Below are 18,183 nucleotides of genomic sequence, written 5' to 3' on the forward strand. Positions count from 1 at the left end.
GCGCCCACGGGCTCAGCCGTTGAGAACAGATGTTGGCATAAATGACATCAATGAAAGAAACCCCCTTCAGATTTGAAGGGGGTTTCTTTTTGGCCTTTTACATACAAATCCCGGTTCCTTCAGAGCGATTTTTCTTCCGCCAACCTCCAGAAAGCCAGCACGCTGGAACGTTGCAGATTGCGTTTCGTCGAACAGAGCCCGACCACGTACGGTTCGAGTCGAGGGGCTTTCCCCAGGATCTGGATCTCGTCGCGGAAAGGGCTGCGGTCCAGGACCAGTTGCGGAACAACGCCGACGCCGCAACCGAGCCTGACCATTGGAATGATCGCCTCGTTGCCGGAGACTTCAGAACTGATATTCGGCGTGATGCGGTTGCTCTTGAGCCACTTGTCGAGCCGCCGGCGCGACAGGCCGGCCCGGGGCAAAACCAGCGGCGCCCGCGACAGGTCGAGTTGCCCCTGGATGGCCGCCGCGATCGAATCGTCCGGCTGTTGCGGGGCAATGAAGATCAGCGGGGTGGTGGTGATCGGCAGAAACTCGATCTGCGAACGATCCCGGTCGGGCAGCGCCGCCACCGCAAGGTCGATTTCTCCGGTCTGCACCTGGCTCACGGCCTGCTCGGCCGTGCCTGTGCGCAGATCGAGCTGGACCTTGGGATAGGCACCGCGATACGATTCCAGCAGGTTCGGCAGCAGGCTGTAGACGGCGGTGATCGAGGCATAGATGGAGAGCGCCCCGGCAATCGCCTGCTCAGCCTGGATCTCCGCATGGAAACGCTGCCACTCCTGCAGCGCCTGGCGGGCGTAGATGCGGAACTGTTCTCCAGCCGCAGAGAGGGAGACCGTCCGGTTGTCCCGCAGGAAAAGCGGCTGTTCGACCTCTTCTTCGAGCCGCTGGATGGTTCGGGTCAGAGCCGACGGGCTCAGATTGCACGCCTGGCTGGCCCGCTTGAAATGGAGCAGGTCGGCGACGGTGAGAAAAATTTCGAGTTCGCGGATATCCATGCAGGACCTCTCTGCCGATGGCCACCTCTACAGGCGTCACTGAGATGAAAAGATAAACGGTCGGATTCTGCTATGCTGTTGCACTGTCGGGGTCACTTTTCAGCCGCCGGAGAATATGGTGTTGCGGTGAGGGCAACATTGTGTGCATAAAAAATCAATTTACGCAATGTTAACTTTCCGCTATGGTACGCACCATCCACTCTTGCCTGCCGTTCACACACAGCCATAAATAAGGGAGAATTCACCATGGGTCAGAATTATTTCAACACACTGCCGTTGCGTCGTCAGCTGGAGGAACTCGGGACCTGCCATTTCATGGACAGCAGCGAGTTCAACGGCGTCGACTACCTCAAGGGGAAAAAGATCGTCGTCGTCGGCTGCGGCGCCCAGGGCCTGAACCAGGGCCTGAACATGCGCGACAGCGGTCTCGACGTCGCCTACGCCCTGCGCAAGGTCGAGATCGACGAAAAGCATATCTCCTGGCAGAACGCCACCGAGAACAACTTCGAGTTCGACACCATCGAAAACATGGTCCCCAAGGGCGACCTGGTCCTGAACCTGACCCCGGACAAGTACCATTCCCCGGTCGTTAACCACATTATGCCCCTGATGAAACAGGGTGCCTGCCTCTCCTATTCCCACGGCTTCAATATCGTCGAGGAAGGGATGCAGATCCGTAAGGACCTGACGGTTATCATGGTTGCGCCCAAGTCCCCCGGTTCGGAGGTTCGCGCCGAGTTCCTGCGCGGTTTCGGCGTGCCGACCCTGATCGCCGTCCACGGTGAGAACGATCCCAACGGCGACGGCCTCGATATCGCCAAGGCGTACTGCTGCGGTACCGGCGGCGACAAGGCCGGCGTGCTGCTGTCCTCCTTCGTGGCCGAAGTCAAATCGGACCTGATGGGCGAGCAGACCATCCTCTGCGGCGTGCTGCAGACCGGTTCCATCCTCTTCTACAACAAGATGGTCGCCTCCGGCATCGACTCCGGGTATGCCGCCAAGCTGATCCAGTACGGCTGGGAGACCACCACCGAAGCTCTCAAGCACGGCGGCATCACCAACATGATGGACCGGCTCTCCAACCCGGCCAAGCTGAGGGCTTTCGCGCTGGCCGACGAACTGAAGGAGATCATGACTCCTCTGTTCGAGAAGCATATGGACGACATCATGTCCGGGCATTTCTCCGAGACCATGATGGCGGACTGGGCCAACAACGACGCGGACCTGCTGCGCTGGCGTGAAGAGACCAACAACGAGCCCTTTGAAAAAGCCGAAGCGCAGACCGCGGAGATCCCCGAGCAGGAGTACTTCGATAACGGCATCCTGATGGTGGCCATGGTCAAGGCGGGTGTCGAGCTGGCCTTCGACACCATGGTGGCCGCCGGCATCAAGGAGGAGTCGGCCTACTACGAGTCGCTGCACGAGACGCCTCTGATCGCCAACGTCATCGCCAAGAAGAAGCTCTACGAGATGAACAAGGTCATCTCCGACACGGCCGAGTACGGCTGCTACCTCTTCGCTCACGCCGCCGTGCCGCTGCTGAAGGACTTCATGGACACGGTCGGTACCGACGTGATCGGCAAGGGGCTCGAGCTCAAGGACAACGGCGTCGACAACCAGATGCTGGTGGCCGTCAATGCCGAGATTCGCGGAACCCTGATCGAAGAGGTCGGCGAGGAACTGCGTGAGGTTATGGAGGGCATGCAGGCGATCGCCTCGGCCTGAGCAACGGCAATCCAGAAACAATGACAAAAAGACCCCGTCTAGCGACGGGGTCTTTTTGTCTGGAAGGGTTTGAGCGTTGGGAGGATCTTGATTCCTCAGCTTTTAACGGGCTGGCCGCTCATTTTTTCTGAACATCAGCCCTTCAGGGGCGGCCTGTTTTTTCCCTTGCCAACAGACCCCGCTCCACTTGCCCGGAAGCATGTTTCATGCTAGGGTGATCCCCTTTTCGACAGCCCCTCTGCGTGAGTGTTGCACATGTCTTACCCACAGCACCTGGCCATTATTATGGATGGGAACGGCCGCTGGGCCGAACAACGCCGGTTGCCCCGGATTGCCGGGCATCGCAGGGGTGTGGAGACCGTTCAGGAAATCGTTAAGGAATGCCGTTCTCTTGGCATCCCCCACCTGACCCTCTACGCTTTCAGTTCGGAGAACTGGGGGCGTCCGCATGATGAGGTGGGAGCCCTCATGGAACTGCTCGGCCTCTTCCTGAAGAGGGAATTGCAGACTATGCTCGCCAACGACATCCGGCTGAAGGTCATCGGCGAGGTCGGGCGACTGCCCGGCAAGGTTCGCGAAATTCTGGAGCAGACCGTCTCCCGCACCGCCGCCAACTCTGGAATGGTCTTGACCCTCGCCCTTTCCTACGGGGCCCGGAACGAACTGCTCCGGGCGGTGCGCGACGTCGCCGAGGAGGTGCGGGCGGGGAGGGTCGAGCCCGAAGCGATTGACGAGTCCTGCTTTGCCGGGCACCTGGATACCGCCGAGCTTCCCGACCCGGATTTCCTTATTCGCACCAGCGGCGAGATGCGCATCAGCAATTTCCTGCTCTGGCAACTTGCCTATGCGGAACTCTACTTCACCGAAGCCCTGTGGCCCGATTTCAGCTCCCGGGAGTTGCACCGGGCCCTAGAGGAGTTCGGGCGCAGACAGAGACGCTTCGGCCTGACCGGCGCCCAGGTCCAAAAGCCGGCCCGGCGCCAGGGGGAGAAAAACCATTAAACAGCGAATCATCACGGCCATTATCGGGCTTCCCCTGCTGCTGCTCTTTATTCATTACGCCAATTCCATCTTCTTTTTGGGTTTTGTTTGCGTGCTCACTTCTCTGGCTCTCTGGGAATACCTCGAAATGAGTCTGCCCGAGGGGCGCACCCTGGAGAAGGCCCTGGCGGTCCTTGCAGGGACGGGGCTCGTGGCTCTTGTAGGGGCAGGGCAGCCGGTCCTTTTTCAGGGCGCCCTCACCGCGGCGCTGCTCTTTTTCGCGGTCCTTTTCCTGCTGCGCTATCGGGATTTGACCACCGTCTCCCAGCAACTGGGGCTGGTCCTGTTCGGCTTTCTTTACCTGCCCCTGCTCCTCGGTCACATGTCCTTGCTGCGCGGCCTCGCTCATGGGCAAAAGTGGATCTTCCTGGTTCTGTTCGCGGTGATGGCCTGCGACACCATGGCCTACTTCGTCGGAACCTCCTTCGGTCGGCGTCGCCTCTATCCAGCCATCAGTCCCAAAAAGAGCATCGAGGGCGCCCTCGGCGGCCTGGTCGGCAGTCTCTGTGGCGTCTTGTTGGCCAAGTTTCTGTTTTTTCCTGCTCTCGCCATCTCCGACTGCCTTGTCCTCGGTCTTCTGCTCGGTCTTTTCGGGCAGGTCGGGGACCTCTTTGAGTCGATGCTCAAGCGCAGTTTCGGAGTCAAAGACTCGGGAACCCTGATCCCCGGGCATGGAGGGCTTCTCGATCGGCTCGACAGCCTGCTCTTCTCCTTCGCACCCGTCTACTATTTCGCCCTCTGGCGAATGGTCGGATAGAATCGCTTGCCATGAAGAACCTTTGTATACTCGGATCGACAGGCTCCATCGGCGTCAGCACCCTCGACATCGTCGCCGCTCATCCAGAACGCTACCGGGTTGTGGCTCTGACCGGGGGGAACAACCTGGAACGGCTTCGGGAGCAGACCCTGCGCTTTTCGCCCAAGGTCGTTGCGGTCGTCTCCGAGCAAGACGCCCTTCGCCTGAAGGAATCCCTCGGGGCCCAGGCGCCCGAAATCCTTGCCGGGGTTGAGGGCATGGCCGCTTGCGCAAGCCATTCGGAGGCCGACATGGTCGTTTCTGCCATTGTCGGCGCCGCCGGGCTGGTCCCCACAATGGCCGCCATAGAGGCGGGCAAGGACGTTGCCCTGGCCAACAAGGAAACCCTGGTCGCAGCCGGCCCTCTCGTCATGGAGGCCGTGCGCCGCCGGGGGGTGAACCTCTTTCCCGTCGATAGCGAGCATTCCGCCATTTTTCAGTCCTTGACCGGGCACCGCAGAGCGGACGTGCAGCGCCTGATCCTGACCGCCTCCGGGGGGCCGTTCCGGGACAGTTCACTGGAAGAGCTGAGGGGGGTGACCCCCGCCCAGGCCCTTGCCCATCCCAATTGGGACATGGGGCGAAAGATCTCCATCGACTCGGCCACCATGATGAACAAGGGGCTGGAGGTGATCGAGGCACGATGGCTTTTCGACCTGCCTGCCGATCGGATCGGCGTGCATATCCACCCTCAAAGCATTGTCCACTCGATGGTCGAATACGTTGACGGCTCGGTGATCGCCCAGATGGGCATTCCCGACATGAAGACCCCGATCGCCTACGCCCTGTCTTATCCCGAACGACTTTCCCTGCCACTTCCTCCCCTCGACCTTTGCGCCGTCGGGACCCTGACCTTTGACCAGCCCGACACCGAACGTTTCGCCTGCCTCTCCCTCGCCTACCAGGCGCTGGAGTCCGGCGGAACGGCCCCTGCGGTCGTCAACGCGGCCAACGAAGTTGCGGTCGAGGCGTTCTTGGAGGGGCGGGTCGCGTTCCTGCAGATTCCCGAGGTGATCCGGGCGGCTCTCGATCGTCATCGGAGCGAACCGCTCGACAGCATCGAGGCGGCCCAGCGGGCCGATCGCTGGGGCCGGGCCGAGGCCCGGCGGATTATTCAAACTTTTATTGCCTGAACGGAGGCTTCATGTTCACCGTGATTGTTGGTATCATCATGCTCGGTATCCTCGTTTTCGTCCACGAATTCGGGCATTTCTGCGTGGCCAAGCTGACCGGTGTCAAGGTTCTCAAGTTCTCCCTCGGTTTCGGGCCGCGTCTGATTTCCAAGACCTGGGGCGAGACCGAGTACATGATCTGCGCCGTCCCTCTCGGGGGATATGTCCAGATGCTCGGGGAGGGGACCGGCGAGGAGGGCGAAGAGGCCGAGCTGACCCCCGAGGAGAGGAAGCGCTCCTTTGGTGAAAAAGCGGTGTCCCAGCGCACCGCCATCGTCGCCGCCGGGCCCTTTATGAACCTGCTCCTGCCCTTTCTGGTCCTGCCGCTGGCCTACATGGTGGGGGTCAACCTGCCGGCCTTTCTCGAGGGTTCCCCCTGTGTCGGCTACGTGGTGGCCCAGTCCGAAGCCGGCTCCGCCGGCTTTGCGGCTGGCGATTGCATTGTTGCGATCAACGGCGAGGCGGTGGAGACCTGGACCGATACCAACCAGGCTCTGATCTCCAACGCGGGGTCTCCCCTGGAGTTTGCCGTTGAGCGGGGGGGGCAGGGGATGACCCTGTCCATTCCCAAATCAGAGGACGGCATCGAGGGGCTCCAGTCCCTCGGCGTGCTTCCGCCCCAAGAGGCGGTGGTTGGGGCCCTGGCCCCGGGGATGCCGGCCCAGGCGGCCGGGTTCCTTGAAGGTGACCGGATCGTGGCCATCGAGAACCAGCCAGTCAGCTCCTGGTATGACCTGAGGGGGTTGATCCAGGAGTCTCAAGGCCAACCGCAGACCTTTGTCCTCGATCGCAACGGCGAGGAGTTGTCCCTCTCCATCCAGCCCATCACGCAGGAGGGGAACGGCCCCGATTTCCTTATTGGAATCGCTCCGAGGCAGCAGACCGTGTTTAAACGCTTCGGCGTTTACGACTCCATCAAGGCCGGGGCTGATCGCTCCGTCGAGCTGATCAAACTCACCCTCGTCTTCATTCAAAAACTCTTTGCCGGACACGTCTCAACCAAAAGCATCGGCGGCCCCATCACCGTTGTTCAGATCGCCGGGCAGGCCGCCCAGACCGACCTGGCCAGCATCCTGACCGTCCTGGCCTTTCTCAGCATCCAGTTGGGAATCCTCAACCTCCTTCCCATCCCGATTCTCGATGGGGGGCACCTGTTCTTTAACCTCTTCGAATTCGTCTTTCGCCGTCCCATGTCCCTGCGGGCGAGAGAGGTCGCCCAGCAGATCGGCCTGATCCTGATCCTGCTGCTGATGGTTCTCGCCTTTTACAATGACATCATGCGGATTTTCTTCGGGGGCCAGTGATGAACGAAGTCCTGCTGACCATCGACACCTCGACCCAGGTGGGGAGCGTCGCCCTGTCCCGGGGAGAGGTGCTCCTAGGTGAAAATCTTCTCAACGGGCCGCGCACCCAGACCGACAGCGTTCTTGTCTCCATTGGCCGGCTTCTCGAAGACGCTGGCCTCGGCATCGGAGATGTCGACGGCCTCGGCGTGGTCCTCGGGCCCGGCTCCTTCACCGGGGTCCGGGTGGGGGTTGCCAGCGTCAAGGGGCTGGCCCTGGCCACCGGAAAGCCGGTTTTCGGGGTCTCCTCGCTGAGGGCTCTGGCCCTGCAGGCCCCCGCGGCCCGACATCCGGTCTGCGCCTTGCTCGACGCCCGGAAAAAAGAGGTCTACGCCGGGGTCTACGGTTGGGAGCGCGGATTGCCCGCCCCCCTCGGTCCCGAGGCCGTGCTGCCCCCGGAAAAACTTCTCTCGGCGCTCGAGGGGGAGGTCCTGTTTCTCGGTGACGGGGCGACCGTCTATCGGACCCTCATCGCCCGGCAGATGGGCGATCGGGCCCACTTCGCGCCCTGGCCCCTTCACGCGCCCCGGGCCTCGAATGCCGCCGTTCTCGCCCTTCTGGAGATGAGAGAGGGCCGTTCCGTTCCCCTGGAGTTTCTCACCCCCAGCTATATTCGTCTCTCCGAGGCGGAAATCACTTGGGCAAGGCGTCGGGCCGAAGGGGTGATTGACGGTTGACAAGGAAAAATCCATTGGTTATTTTAAAATATCGTTTCGGGTCTTATTAACCTTTTTCGTGGAGGTGCTCGATGGAGGAAAGCGATCAGGCCTTTGTTCAACAACTGTTTGACAATAATCCCCGCTTCCGGTTGCTCTACGAAGAACACCTTTTGCTCGAGAGGGAACTGGAGGACCTTGATCAAAGATCCTACTTGACGCCCGAAGAAGAAGTCGAAAGAAAAAAGGTGCAAAAAATGAAGCTGGCCGGCAAGGATGAGATGGAGCTAATCCTGAGCAAGTTCCGCCAGTGACCTGAAGATATTCTGGAAGGGTTCGGGCCGCGCTCGAACCCTTTCTCCGTAAACAGGCCCGTTTGTTCGGCCTAAACAAAAATTTGCCGGTCCTTTAATTGTCCGGCGAACAGGGATCTTATGGTCCCTGTTCATTTATTTTCAGCTTTATACGAATCAGGGAGCAGTGAACTCATGACAGCCCAACGCAGCGACGCCATCACCAAAGGCTTTGAACGCACCCCCCACCGGGCCCTTCTCAAGGGGACCGGAGTTCCCGAGGCCGAGATGGGCAAACCCTTCATCGGTATCGCCACCTCCTTCACCGACCTGATTCCCGGTCATACCGGGATGCGGGACTTGGAGCGGTACATCGAGAAGGGGGTCCACACTGGGGGGGGCTACTCCTTCCTGTTCGGCATCCCCGGTGTCTGCGACGGCATTGCCATGGGTCACAAGGGGATGCACTACTCCCTGCCCACCCGGGAGCTCATCGCCGACATGATCGAATCGATCGCCGAGGCCCACCGCCTCGACGGCCTGGTGCTGCTCACCAACTGCGACAAGATCACCCCCGGCATGCTGATGGCCGCCGCGCGCCTGGACATTCCCTGCATCGTTGTGACCGCCGGTCCGATGATGACCGGCGCCGGTCAGAAGGGGCGCCGCTTCTCCTTCGTCACCGACACCTTCGAGGCCATGGCCCAGTACAAGGCCGGGGTCATTGACGAACATGAACTCAAGATCTGCGAAGATCACGCCTGCCCCACGACCGGAAGCTGTCAGGGGCTGTTCACCGCCAATACCATGGCGATTATCACAGAAACCCTCGGAATGAGCATGGTCCGCTGCGGCACTGCACTGGCCGTTTCCTCTCTCAAGCGGCGCATCGCTTTCGCCTCGGGCGAGCGCATCGTCGGCCTGGTCCGGGAGGGGATCACCCCCCGGCAGATCCTGACCAGCGAAGCTTTCGAGAACGCCATCCGGGTCGATCTCGCCCTGGGCGGTTCGAGCAACACCGTCCTGCACCTGCTGGCCATCGCCAAGGAGGCGGGCATCGAACTGCCCCTGGAGACCTTCGACAGCCTGAGCCGCACCACCCCGCAGCTCGCCTCCATGAACCCCGGAGGGGTGCATTTCATGGAAGATCTCGATGCCGCCGGGGGTGTGCCTGCCGTTTTCTATCAGTTGCGCGACCTGATCAAGGACAACCCGACCCTGACCGGTCCCACGGTCCGGCAGATCGTCGACAGCGTCGCCTCCGTCGAGGAGGACGTCGTCCACCCAGTCACCGACCCGGTGCGTCCCGAAGGGGGCATCGCCATTCTTTTCGGCAACCTCGCCCCGGACGGGGCCGTCGTCAAGCAGTCGGGGGTATCCGAGAAAATGATGAATTTCGAGGGCCGGGCCCGCTGCTTCGATTCCGAGGAGGCGGCCATGGAGGCTCTCATGGGCGGGGTCGTTGTCCCTGGCGATGTTGTGGTCATCCGCTATGAAGGGCCGAAGGGCGGTCCAGGGATGCGCGAGATGCTCGCCCCGACCGCCACCCTCATGGGGCTCGGTCTTGGCGACAGCGTAGCCCTGGTGACCGACGGGCGTTTCTCCGGTGGAACCCGGGGGCCCTGCATCGGGCACATCTCCCCGGAGGCCGCCGAGGGCGGGCCCATCGCCCTGGTCGAGGACGGCGACGCCATCGTTCTCGACATCCCCAACCGGCGCCTCGAACTGTCGGTGGACGAGGCGACCCTGTAGGCGCGCCGGTCCCGCTGGCAGAAGCCGGAGCCCAAGATCAAGGGCGGTTGGCTGTCTCGCTACGCCGCGGTCGTGACCTCGGCAAATACCGGCGCCATCTGCAAGGGCGAGCAGGAGTAGGCATACACACGATGCCCCTGGTTCGCCCCCGGCGCAATTGGCCGGCGGTGCGATGGGCGTCGGATCTTTTTTTGGAGGAGGCTTTTTGTGAAAAAGACCGTATCGCAGATTCTCTTGGAATGCCTTCAGCTGGAAGGGGTGGAGACCGTTTTCGGCTACCCCGGGGGCACGGTTATCAATATCTACGATGACCTTATGGATTCTCCCATCACTCACGTCCTCACCCGCCATGAGCAGGCAGCGGTCCACGCCGCCGACGGCTTCGCCCGGGCCACCGGCAAGGTCGGGGTGGCGATCGCCACAAGCGGCCCCGGCGCCACCAACACGGTGACCGGCATTGCCACCGCCTACATGGATTCCATCCCGATGGTGATTATCACGGGGCAGGTTCCCACTCCCCTGATCGGCAACGACGCCTTTCAGGAGGCGGACATGGTCGGCATCACCCGGCCCGTCACCAAACACAACTACCTGGTCAAGGACGTCAAGGACCTGGCCCGCATCGTCAAGCAGGCCTTCTTCATCGCCCGCACCGGGCGTCCCGGGCCGGTCCTCATTGACCTGCCCAAGGACGTCCAGATGGATTCCATCAAGTTCGAGTATCCCGACAAGGTCGAGTTGCGCGGCTACAAGCCGACCTACAGCGGCAACGTGCGCCAGATCGAGAAGGCGGCCAAGATGATTCTGGCCGCCAAGAAGCCGGTCATCTACGTCGGCGGCGGCGCGACCCTGGCCGACGCCCCGGCCGAACTATTGAGCTTTGCCGAGACGGTGCAGGTCCCGGTGACCACCACCCTGATGGGGATGGCCTCCTTCCCTCGCCGCCACCCCCTATCCCTCGGTATGCTCGGGATGCACGGCACCTACTACGCCAACATGGCGGTGACCAACTCGGACCTGCTGATCGCCGTCGGGGCCCGCTTCGACGACCGGGTCACGGGCAAGATTGCCACTTTTGCCCCCCACGCCAAGATCATCCACATCGACATCGACCCGACCTCCATTAAAAAGAACGTGCGGGTCGACCTGCCGATCGTCGGCGACCTGTGCGACGTCCTGGGCAAGTTGACCAAGGCGGTAAAAGGCCACAAGGACGAGCTCAAGGCCTTGGTGGCCGACGGCGCCGCCTGGCGCGACGAGGTCCAGGTGTGGAAAGATGAGCACCCCATGGGCTACAAGGCCTCCAAGACCGTCATCAAGCCCCAGTTCGTCATCGAGAAGATCCGGGAGTTGACCGACGACGACGCCATCATCACCACCGAGGTGGGGCAGCACCAGATGTGGACCGCCCAGTTTTTCGACTTCACCCAGCCGCGGACTTTCCTCAGCTCCGGCGGACTGGGGACGATGGGCTACGGGCTCCCCTCGGCCCTCGGCGCCCAGGCGGCCTTCCCCAAGCGGCAGGTCATCGACATCTCCGGCGACGGTTCCTTCCAGATGAACTCCCAGGAACTGGCCACTCTCGTTCAGTACCGCCTGCCGGTCAAGATCGTCATCCTTAACAATAATTTCCTTGGGATGGTGCGCCAGTGGCAGCAGCTCTTCTTCGATAAGCGCTACAGCCAGACCTGCATGGAGCTGCCTATCGACTTCATCAAGCTGGCCGAGGCCTACGGTGCAAACGGGTTCCGGGCCACCAAGCCGGAGGAGGTGGAGTCTGTCATCCGCCAGGGCCTCGAGACGCCGGGGCCTGTGATCATGGAGTTCAAGGTCGCCCGCGAGGAGAACGTCCTTCCCATGGTGCCCGCCGGTGCGGGCCTCAACGAGATGGTCCTGGCCTCCTAGGAGGGCGATTGAGTGCAAATTTTTTCGAGGAGAATGATCCTATGAGACATACCATTTCGGTTTTGGTGGAAAACGAGTTCGGGGTGCTGACCCGGGTGGCCGGGCTGTTCTCGGGGAGGGGATTCAATATCGAGAGCCTCTCTGTGGCCCCCACCCTCGATCCGACCATTTCCCGCATGACCATTGTCACCAGCGGCGACGACGCGATTCTGGAGCAGATCACCAAGCAACTCAACAAGCTGATCGATACCATTAAAGTCATCGACTTCACCGGGCAGGATTACGTGGAACGGGAGATGGCCATGGTCAAGGTGGCCGCCGAGGAGAACACCCGCGCCGAGGTCCTGCGCATCGCCGACATCTTCCGGGCCAAGGTGGTCGATATCACCCCCCGCTCCTATACCATCGAGGTCACCGGGGCCCCGGGCAAAATCGACGCGATCATGGAATTGCTTCGGCCCATGGGGATTAAAGAGATCGTCCGCTCCGGCCCGGTCGTCCTTGGTCGCGGCGCCAAGGGCTGGAAATCAGCCTGAGCAGGTGCTTGAGGGAAAACCGATTTAACAGGGTGCAACCTGCGGAAATTGCTTTTGCATCGGCACCTCGTTGTGATATAAATTCAGGTCCGGATCGGGAAGTACGTCTCCGAGGCGCCGGGGCCAAGGTCAATGCTCCGGTCAACGCCTGCATCGCCAGGCTGCCACCGTCCCCATTGACAAGGTAGGCCAGGATTTGCGAGGCAAGATGAGCTGGATCGGCAAGAACAAGATGGCCGACAAAGAGCGCAACTAGAAATTATTACCCAACGACGGGGGCAGGGTGACCTGCCCCCGTTTATTTTTTACACATTCAGAGGTTTGCCCCATGAAAAACCAAAACCAGCCCGTCGCCAGTGAAGGGTACCCCTTTATCGGGCTCTTCGCCTTCGTGACCCTGGTCTTCGGCCTGCTCGACTGGGATTTCCTTGCCTTCGTCATGCTGGCCCTGACCCTTTTTGCCATCTACTTCTTCCGCAACCCCGAGCGATGCATTCCCGACGAAGAGGGCGCCGTGGTCGCCCCGGCCGACGGCAAGGTCATTTTCGTCGGCCAGGTTCCCGAAGACCGCTACTTTCATGCCGAGGTCACCAAGGTCAGCATCTTCATGTCGGTCTTCAACGTTCACGTCAACCGCGCTCCCGCCGCCGGGAAAGTGATCGACATGTTCTACAACCGGGGGGAGTTCTTCAACGCCTCCCTCGACAAGGCCAGCATGCAGAATGAGCAGGGCGGGATCCTCCTCGAGACGCAAGGGGGCCAGAGGCTTCTTTTCGTCCAGATCGCCGGCCTCGTGGCCCGGCGTATCGTTACCTATCCCGTCGTCGGAGACCTGCTCGAGCGCGGCGCACGTTACGGCCTGATCCGCTTCGGCTCCCGCGTCGATGTATATTTTCCCTCCGGTGCCGAGGTCTCCGCCAAGGTCGGCGACCGGACCTGCGCCGGAGAGACCGTACTCGGGTACCTGCGATGACCAACGAGCGTCCGCCCATAGACCGGCGCGAGAGCCTGCGCAAAGGGGTCTACATTCTGCCCAACCTGTTTACCACGGGGAGCCTGTTCGCCGGGTTCTACTGTATCGTGGCAAGCATGAACGGCCAGTACAACATTGCCGCCTGGTTCATTCTGATCTCATCCATCTTCGACGGCCTCGACGGGAAGGTGGCTCGGATGACCGGCACCACCAGTCGTTTCGGCGTGGAGTACGACTCGCTGGCCGACATGGTGGCTTTCGGCGTCGCCCCCGGGATTCTCATGTACACCTGGGCCCTCAAGCCTTTCGGCAAGCTCGGCTGGCTCGCCGCCTTCGTCTACGTCGTTTGCGGCGCCCTGCGCCTGGCCCGTTTCAACGTACAGGTCACGACCGTCGAATCGAAGCGCTTTCTGGGCCTGCCGATTCCGGCCGCGGCGAGCATAGTCGCCACATGCGTGTTGCTCTTTTACCATCTGGGCGGCTCCGGGACGATCAAGAAGGCCTCGGTCCTGATCCTTATCTATGTGCTCGCCTTTCTCATGGTGAGCAACTTCCGCTACTACTCCTTCAAGGACCCCGAACTGGTCAAGCGCCAGCCCTTCGGCATCCTGGTGATGGCGGTCATCTTTATCATCGTCATCGTTGCCCAGCCGGAAATCGTCCTGTTCCTGCTCTTTCTGGCCTACATGGTTTCCGGCCCGCTCGGGTTTCTGCTCAAGCTGTTCCGCAAGCCCCGGGGGGGAGGCAAGGTTTCCGCCTGACCAAACGTTGTATGGCATAGTCGAAAAAACGAGTCCCTTTCCCTCGGAAAGCTTAAAGTTTCTTGACATCCCGGGTGTTTGTCTGGTCTAGTGAATATAACAATTCTTTAAAGGCTGTGAAGAGGAGTAGTAGGCCCTGCCCCCTGTCTCAGAGAACCGGCGCTTGGTGCGAGTCGGTACAGGAGAGGGTCGAACTCGCCTCGGAGCCGCGAGGGTGAACCGCCGGATCCCGTTCGGACCCAACTAGCCCTCGACGTGAACCTGCGTTAACGGTCAAAACAAGGGCCCTGCCTGCAGGGCCGAAACAGGGTGGTACCGCGAAGCGCAAGCTCTCGCCCCTGTACGGGGCGGGAGTTTTTTATTTTGCGCGCTCCGGAATGACCCAACCCGCTGGCAGTCGATTCCTGTCAGCGGCTCTCCAAGCGAAAGGGGGTGGTGACGTGGAATCGGACCTAGGTGACCTGATGGCCTTAAAACAGTCGGTTAAACTGGAAACATTGATAAATCACGTGCTGCCCCATCCGGCCTGAATGGCCGTGGCGGAAGTCGAAAAAGGAGGCTCCATGAGCAAGGCGAAGAGCATCACGATATTTGACACCACCCTCCGAGACGGAGAGCAGTCCCCCGGCGCCAGCATGAACATCGAGGAAAAGCTGCGCATCGCCCACCAGCTCGAAAAGATGAATGTAGACGTCATCGAGGCCGGTTTTCCCATCGCCTCCGAGGGCGACTTCGAGGCGGTCCGGCGCGTCGCCAAGGCCATCAAGGGGCCGCAGATCGCCGGGCTGTGCCGGGCCAGCAACAAGGACATCGATCGCGCCTGGGAGGCACTCCAGTACGCCGGGGAGCGGGGCCGCATCCACACCTTTATCGCCACCAGCGACATTCACATGGAGCTCAAGCTCAAGATGAGCGAGGAGCAGGTGGTCGAGGCCGCGGTCAAGGCGGTCAAGCGCGCCGCCGGCTACACCCCCAACGTCGAGTTCTCCGCCGAGGACGCCGTTCGCACCCGGCTGCCTTTTCTGGCGCGGGTGGTCGAGGCGGTCATCGACGCCGGGGCCAAGACGGTCAACATCCCCGACACGGTCGGTTACACCATCCCCTCCGAATATTTCAACATCATAAAGTACCTGAAGGACAACGTCCCAAATATCGAAAAAACGGTTCTTTCCGTCCACTGCCACAACGATCTCGGGCTCGCCGTGGCCAACTCCCTGGCCGCCGTCCAGGCCGGGGCCGAGCAGGTGGAGTGCACCATCAACGGCATCGGCGAGCGGGCCGGCAACTGCTCGCTCGAAGAGGTGGTCATGGCCCTGCGCACCCGCCACGACATCATGCCCTTCAAGACCGGGGTCCAGACCGAGCATATTTACGCCGCCAGCAAGCTCCTGTCGACCATCACTGGCATCGTGGTGCAGCCCAACAAAGCCATCGTCGGTGCCAACGCCTTCGCTCACGAGGCGGGCATCCACCAGCACGGCATGCTGATGGACAAGTCCACCTACGAGATCATGACCCCCGAGTCGATCGGCCTCAGCAAGAACAAGCTGGTGCTCGGCAAGCACTCGGGGCGCCACGCCTTCGTCCAGCGCCTCGGCGAACTCGGCTACGACCTCTCCAAGGAGGACATCGAGAAGGCGTTCGTGCGGTTCAAGGCCCTTGCCGACGCGAAGAAGGAGATTTTCGACGAGGACCTCGACGCCATCGTCGCCGACGAGATCATCCGGGTTCCCGAGACCTACAAGCTGCTCCAGATGAATGTCTCCTCCGGCTCCTTCGCAGCACCGACGGCCACCGTCGAAATGGAGGTGGACGGCAAGGTCAAAAAGACCGCGACCATGGGCGACGGCCCCGTCGACGCAACCTTCAAGGCGATCAAGAAGCTCTCGCGCACCAAGGCCCGGCTGCTCAACTTCTCCGTCGGCGCCATCACCGGCGGCACCGACGCGCAGGGCGAGTGCACCGTGCGCCTCGAGCTCGACGGCCGCGAGGTGCTCGGGCAGGGCGCCCATCCCGACATCATCGTCGCCAGCGCCAAGGCCTACATCAACGCCCTGAACAAGATGGCAACCGTGGCCCAGCGCACCAGCATCCACCTGTAACGGGCGGGACCGCCCGAGGCTCCCGGCCGGCGGAGAGGCAGACGCCTCTCCGCCGGCCTTTTCCTGCGCCGAGTCGGGGCCTTGCGCGATCCTCCCGACTTGGGTTAGAATCCCGACCGTTGTTTCAGAAGATTTATAGCCAAGGAGTGACCATGGGAAAGACGATAGCCGAAAAGATTTTTGACGCTCACCTGCGGGACGAGCCTTTTGCCGGGACCAAGGTTCTCGACATCGACCGGGTCCTGTGCCACGAGATCACCACCCCGGTGGCCATCGCCGACCTCGAGTGGCGGGGCAAGGACCGGGTCTTCAACCGCGAGAAGATCAAGGCGGTCATCGACCACGTGACCCCCTCGAAGGACAGCAAGACCGCCATTCAGGCCAAGATGCTGCGCGACTGGGCCCGCCGCCACGAGATCCAGGATTTCTTCGACGTCGGCCGCAACGGCGTCTGTCACGCCATCTTCCCCGAGAAGGGCTACATCCGCCCCGGCTTCACCGTCATCATGGGCGACAGCCACACCTGCACCCACGGGGCCTTCTGCGCCTTCGCCGCAGGCATCGGCACCACCGATCTCGAGGTCGGAATTCTCAAGGGGGTCTGCGCCTTTCGCGAACCGGCCACTATCCGGGTCAACCTGAACGGCTCGCTGCCCGAGGGAGTCTACGCCAAGGACGTGATCCTCTACGTCATCGGCCAGCTAGGGGTCAACGGCGCCACAGACCGGGTCATCGAGTTCCGCGGCGAGGTCGTCGATGCCATGAGCATGGAGGCGCGGATGACCCTGTGCAACATGGCCATTGAGGCCGGCGGCACCAGCGGCATCTGCCTGCCCGACAGCGTCACCGTCGATTACCTGTGGCCCTTTATCGAGGGCGAGTACGACAGCAGGGAAGCCGCCCTGGCCGACTTCCAGAAATGGCACTCGGATGCCGACGCCGCCTACGAGAAAGTGCTCGACCTGGACGTCAGCGTCATCGAGCCGATGGTGACCTACGGCTTCAAGCCCGACTGCGTCAAGCCCGTCGGCGAGATGGCCGGCACCCCCGTCGACCAGGTTTATATCGGCACCTGCACTAACGGCCGCATCGAAGACCTGCGGGTCGCCGCCGAAGTGCTGAAGGGCAAGGTCATCGCGGACAGCGTGCGCGGCATCGTTTCGCCGGCCACTCCCAAGATCTTCAACGACGCTCTTGCAGAGGGGATCATCCAGGTCTTCATGGACGCCGGCTTCTGCGTCACCAACCCGACCTGCGGCGCCTGCCTCGGCATGAGCAACGGCGTCATGGCCGAAGGGGAGGTCTGCGCCTCCACCAGCAACCGCAACTTCAACGGCCGCATGGGCAAGGGGGGGATGGTTCACCTGATGAGCCCCGCCACCGCCGCCGCCTCGGCCGTCGCCGGGGTTATCGCCGACGCTCGAAAAATCTAAAAAGGCCGTCTCACGCAACGCCGAAAAAAATGCGGTTCGCTTTTGTTTGCTTGGCGATTTTGCGGCTTGAGCGAGCGCCGCGAGCGGGCGTGAGATCGGATTTTGCAAAGGAGTTTCAGATGAAAAAAACCTTCGGCGGCCCGGCGATCTTCCTCGACCGGTCCGACATCAACACCGACGAGATCATTCCCGCCAAGTACCTCACCGAGGTGACCAAGGAGGCCCTTCAGCCCTACATGCTCGAGGATCTCAAGCTCGAAGGCTTCGATCCCAAGGGGGAGAAACTGAAGAACGCCCGGGTGGTCGTCAGCCGCGAGAATTTCGGCTGCGGCTCCTCCCGCGAGCACGCTCCCTGGGTCTTCGAGGTCAACGGGGTGCATACCATCATCGCCCAGAGCTACGCCCGCATCTTCCGCCAGAACACTTTCAACGGCGGCATGCTCGCCATCGAGCTGCCGAAAGACGACCTCGACCGGCTCTTTGCTCTGGAGGGGGCAGGGGAGGTGGAGATCGCCGTCGATCTGGAGAAGCAGGCCGTCGTCGCCAAGGCCGGCGGCAAGACGGAGAGCTTCGCTTTCGAAATCACCCCTTTCGACAAGGCCCTGGTGGAAGCCGGCGGCTGGGTGGAGTTCGCCGACGCGCGTTACTAGCCGGCGGCAGATCGCAGGGAAGACCGAAGCGGGGGCCGGAC

At 61.7% G+C, this 18,183-nt stretch carries 15 protein-coding genes, 1 pseudogene and 1 other annotated feature; of the genes and pseudogenes, 15 read left to right on the top strand and 1 reads right to left on the bottom strand.

Features of this window, described 5'->3' with window-relative positions; all coding sequences use genetic code 11:
• Positions 1-119: 119 nt before the first annotated feature.
• A complete protein-coding gene (gene ilvY, locus C0617_RS05305; RefSeq protein ID WP_291315974.1) occupies positions 120-1,004 on the bottom strand; it encodes an HTH-type transcriptional activator IlvY in 885 nt (294 codons plus the stop codon).
• A 246-nt stretch (positions 1,005-1,250) separates the two neighbouring features.
• Here ilvY and ilvC point away from each other — a divergent pair, with 246 nt between their 5' ends.
• The 15 genes and pseudogenes from ilvC (at position 1,251) to leuD (ending at position 18,142) form a co-directional block, all read left to right on the top strand.
• Complete coding sequence (gene ilvC, locus C0617_RS05310; RefSeq protein WP_291315975.1) at positions 1,251-2,729, top strand: ketol-acid reductoisomerase; 1,479 nt, start codon at positions 1,251-1,253, stop codon at positions 2,727-2,729.
• A 255-nt stretch (positions 2,730-2,984) separates the two neighbouring features.
• Positions 2,985-3,731, top strand: a complete 747-nt coding sequence (locus C0617_RS05315) for an isoprenyl transferase (protein ID WP_291315976.1) — start codon at positions 2,985-2,987, stop codon at positions 3,729-3,731.
• 10 nt (positions 3,732-3,741) lie between these two features.
• A complete protein-coding gene (locus C0617_RS05320) occupies positions 3,742-4,527 on the top strand; it encodes a phosphatidate cytidylyltransferase (protein WP_291316093.1) in 786 nt (261 codons plus the stop codon).
• 11 nt (positions 4,528-4,538) lie between these two features.
• Entirely contained in the window at positions 4,539-5,699 is a 1,161-nt protein-coding gene (locus C0617_RS05325; RefSeq protein WP_291315977.1) for a 1-deoxy-D-xylulose-5-phosphate reductoisomerase, read from the top strand.
• A gap of 11 nt (positions 5,700-5,710) precedes the next feature.
• Complete coding sequence (gene rseP / locus C0617_RS05330; RefSeq protein WP_291315978.1) at positions 5,711-7,042, top strand: RIP metalloprotease RseP; 1,332 nt, start codon at positions 5,711-5,713, stop codon at positions 7,040-7,042.
• Positions 7,042-7,758, top strand: a complete 717-nt coding sequence (gene tsaB, locus C0617_RS05335; protein ID WP_291315979.1) for a tRNA (adenosine(37)-N6)-threonylcarbamoyltransferase complex dimerization subunit type 1 TsaB — start codon at positions 7,042-7,044, stop codon at positions 7,756-7,758. Before rseP ends, tsaB begins: the two co-directional genes overlap by 1 nt.
• 71 nt (positions 7,759-7,829) lie before the next feature.
• The gene (locus tag C0617_RS05340) at positions 7,830-8,051 is read left to right on the top strand and encodes a DUF465 domain-containing protein (RefSeq protein WP_291315980.1); all 222 of its coding nucleotides are present in this window, start codon (positions 7,830-7,832) and stop codon (positions 8,049-8,051) included.
• 174 nt (positions 8,052-8,225) lie between these two features.
• A pseudogene (gene ilvD / locus C0617_RS05345) lies at positions 8,226-9,902 on the top strand (dihydroxy-acid dehydratase).
• 87 nt (positions 9,903-9,989) lie between these two features.
• Complete coding sequence (ilvB, locus tag C0617_RS05350; protein ID WP_291315982.1) at positions 9,990-11,687, top strand: biosynthetic-type acetolactate synthase large subunit; 1,698 nt, start codon at positions 9,990-9,992, stop codon at positions 11,685-11,687.
• Positions 11,688-11,728: 41 nt separating this feature from the next.
• Positions 11,729-12,223, top strand: a complete 495-nt coding sequence (gene ilvN, locus C0617_RS05355) for an acetolactate synthase small subunit (RefSeq protein ID WP_291315983.1) — start codon at positions 11,729-11,731, stop codon at positions 12,221-12,223.
• A 328-nt stretch (positions 12,224-12,551) separates the two neighbouring features.
• Complete coding sequence (locus C0617_RS05360; RefSeq protein ID WP_291315984.1) at positions 12,552-13,196, top strand: phosphatidylserine decarboxylase family protein; 645 nt, start codon at positions 12,552-12,554, stop codon at positions 13,194-13,196.
• Positions 13,193-13,957: a CDP-diacylglycerol--serine O-phosphatidyltransferase gene (gene pssA / locus C0617_RS05365; protein ID WP_291315985.1), complete on the top strand. Its 765-nt coding sequence runs from the start codon at positions 13,193-13,195 to the stop codon at positions 13,955-13,957. The genes C0617_RS05360 and pssA overlap by 4 nt, the downstream gene beginning before the upstream one ends.
• Before the next feature lie 107 nt (positions 13,958-14,064).
• Positions 14,065-14,300 (top strand) — a binding site (T-box leader).
• A gap of 220 nt (positions 14,301-14,520) precedes the next feature.
• Positions 14,521-16,059, top strand: coding sequence for a 2-isopropylmalate synthase (locus tag C0617_RS05370; RefSeq protein WP_291315986.1), 1,539 nt, complete (start codon positions 14,521-14,523; stop codon positions 16,057-16,059).
• A gap of 152 nt (positions 16,060-16,211) precedes the next feature.
• Positions 16,212-17,492, top strand: coding sequence for a 3-isopropylmalate dehydratase large subunit (locus C0617_RS05375; RefSeq protein WP_291315987.1), 1,281 nt, complete (start codon positions 16,212-16,214; stop codon positions 17,490-17,492).
• Positions 17,493-17,611: 119 nt separating this feature from the next.
• On the top strand, positions 17,612-18,142 hold the full coding sequence (gene leuD, locus C0617_RS05380; RefSeq protein ID WP_291315988.1) for a 3-isopropylmalate dehydratase small subunit: 531 nt from the start codon (positions 17,612-17,614) through the stop codon (positions 18,140-18,142).
• Positions 18,143-18,183: the final 41 nt, after the last annotated feature.

This window comes from Desulfuromonas sp. (genome assembly GCF_002868845.1).
GTDB lineage: Bacteria > Desulfobacterota > Desulfuromonadia > Desulfuromonadales > BM501 > BM501.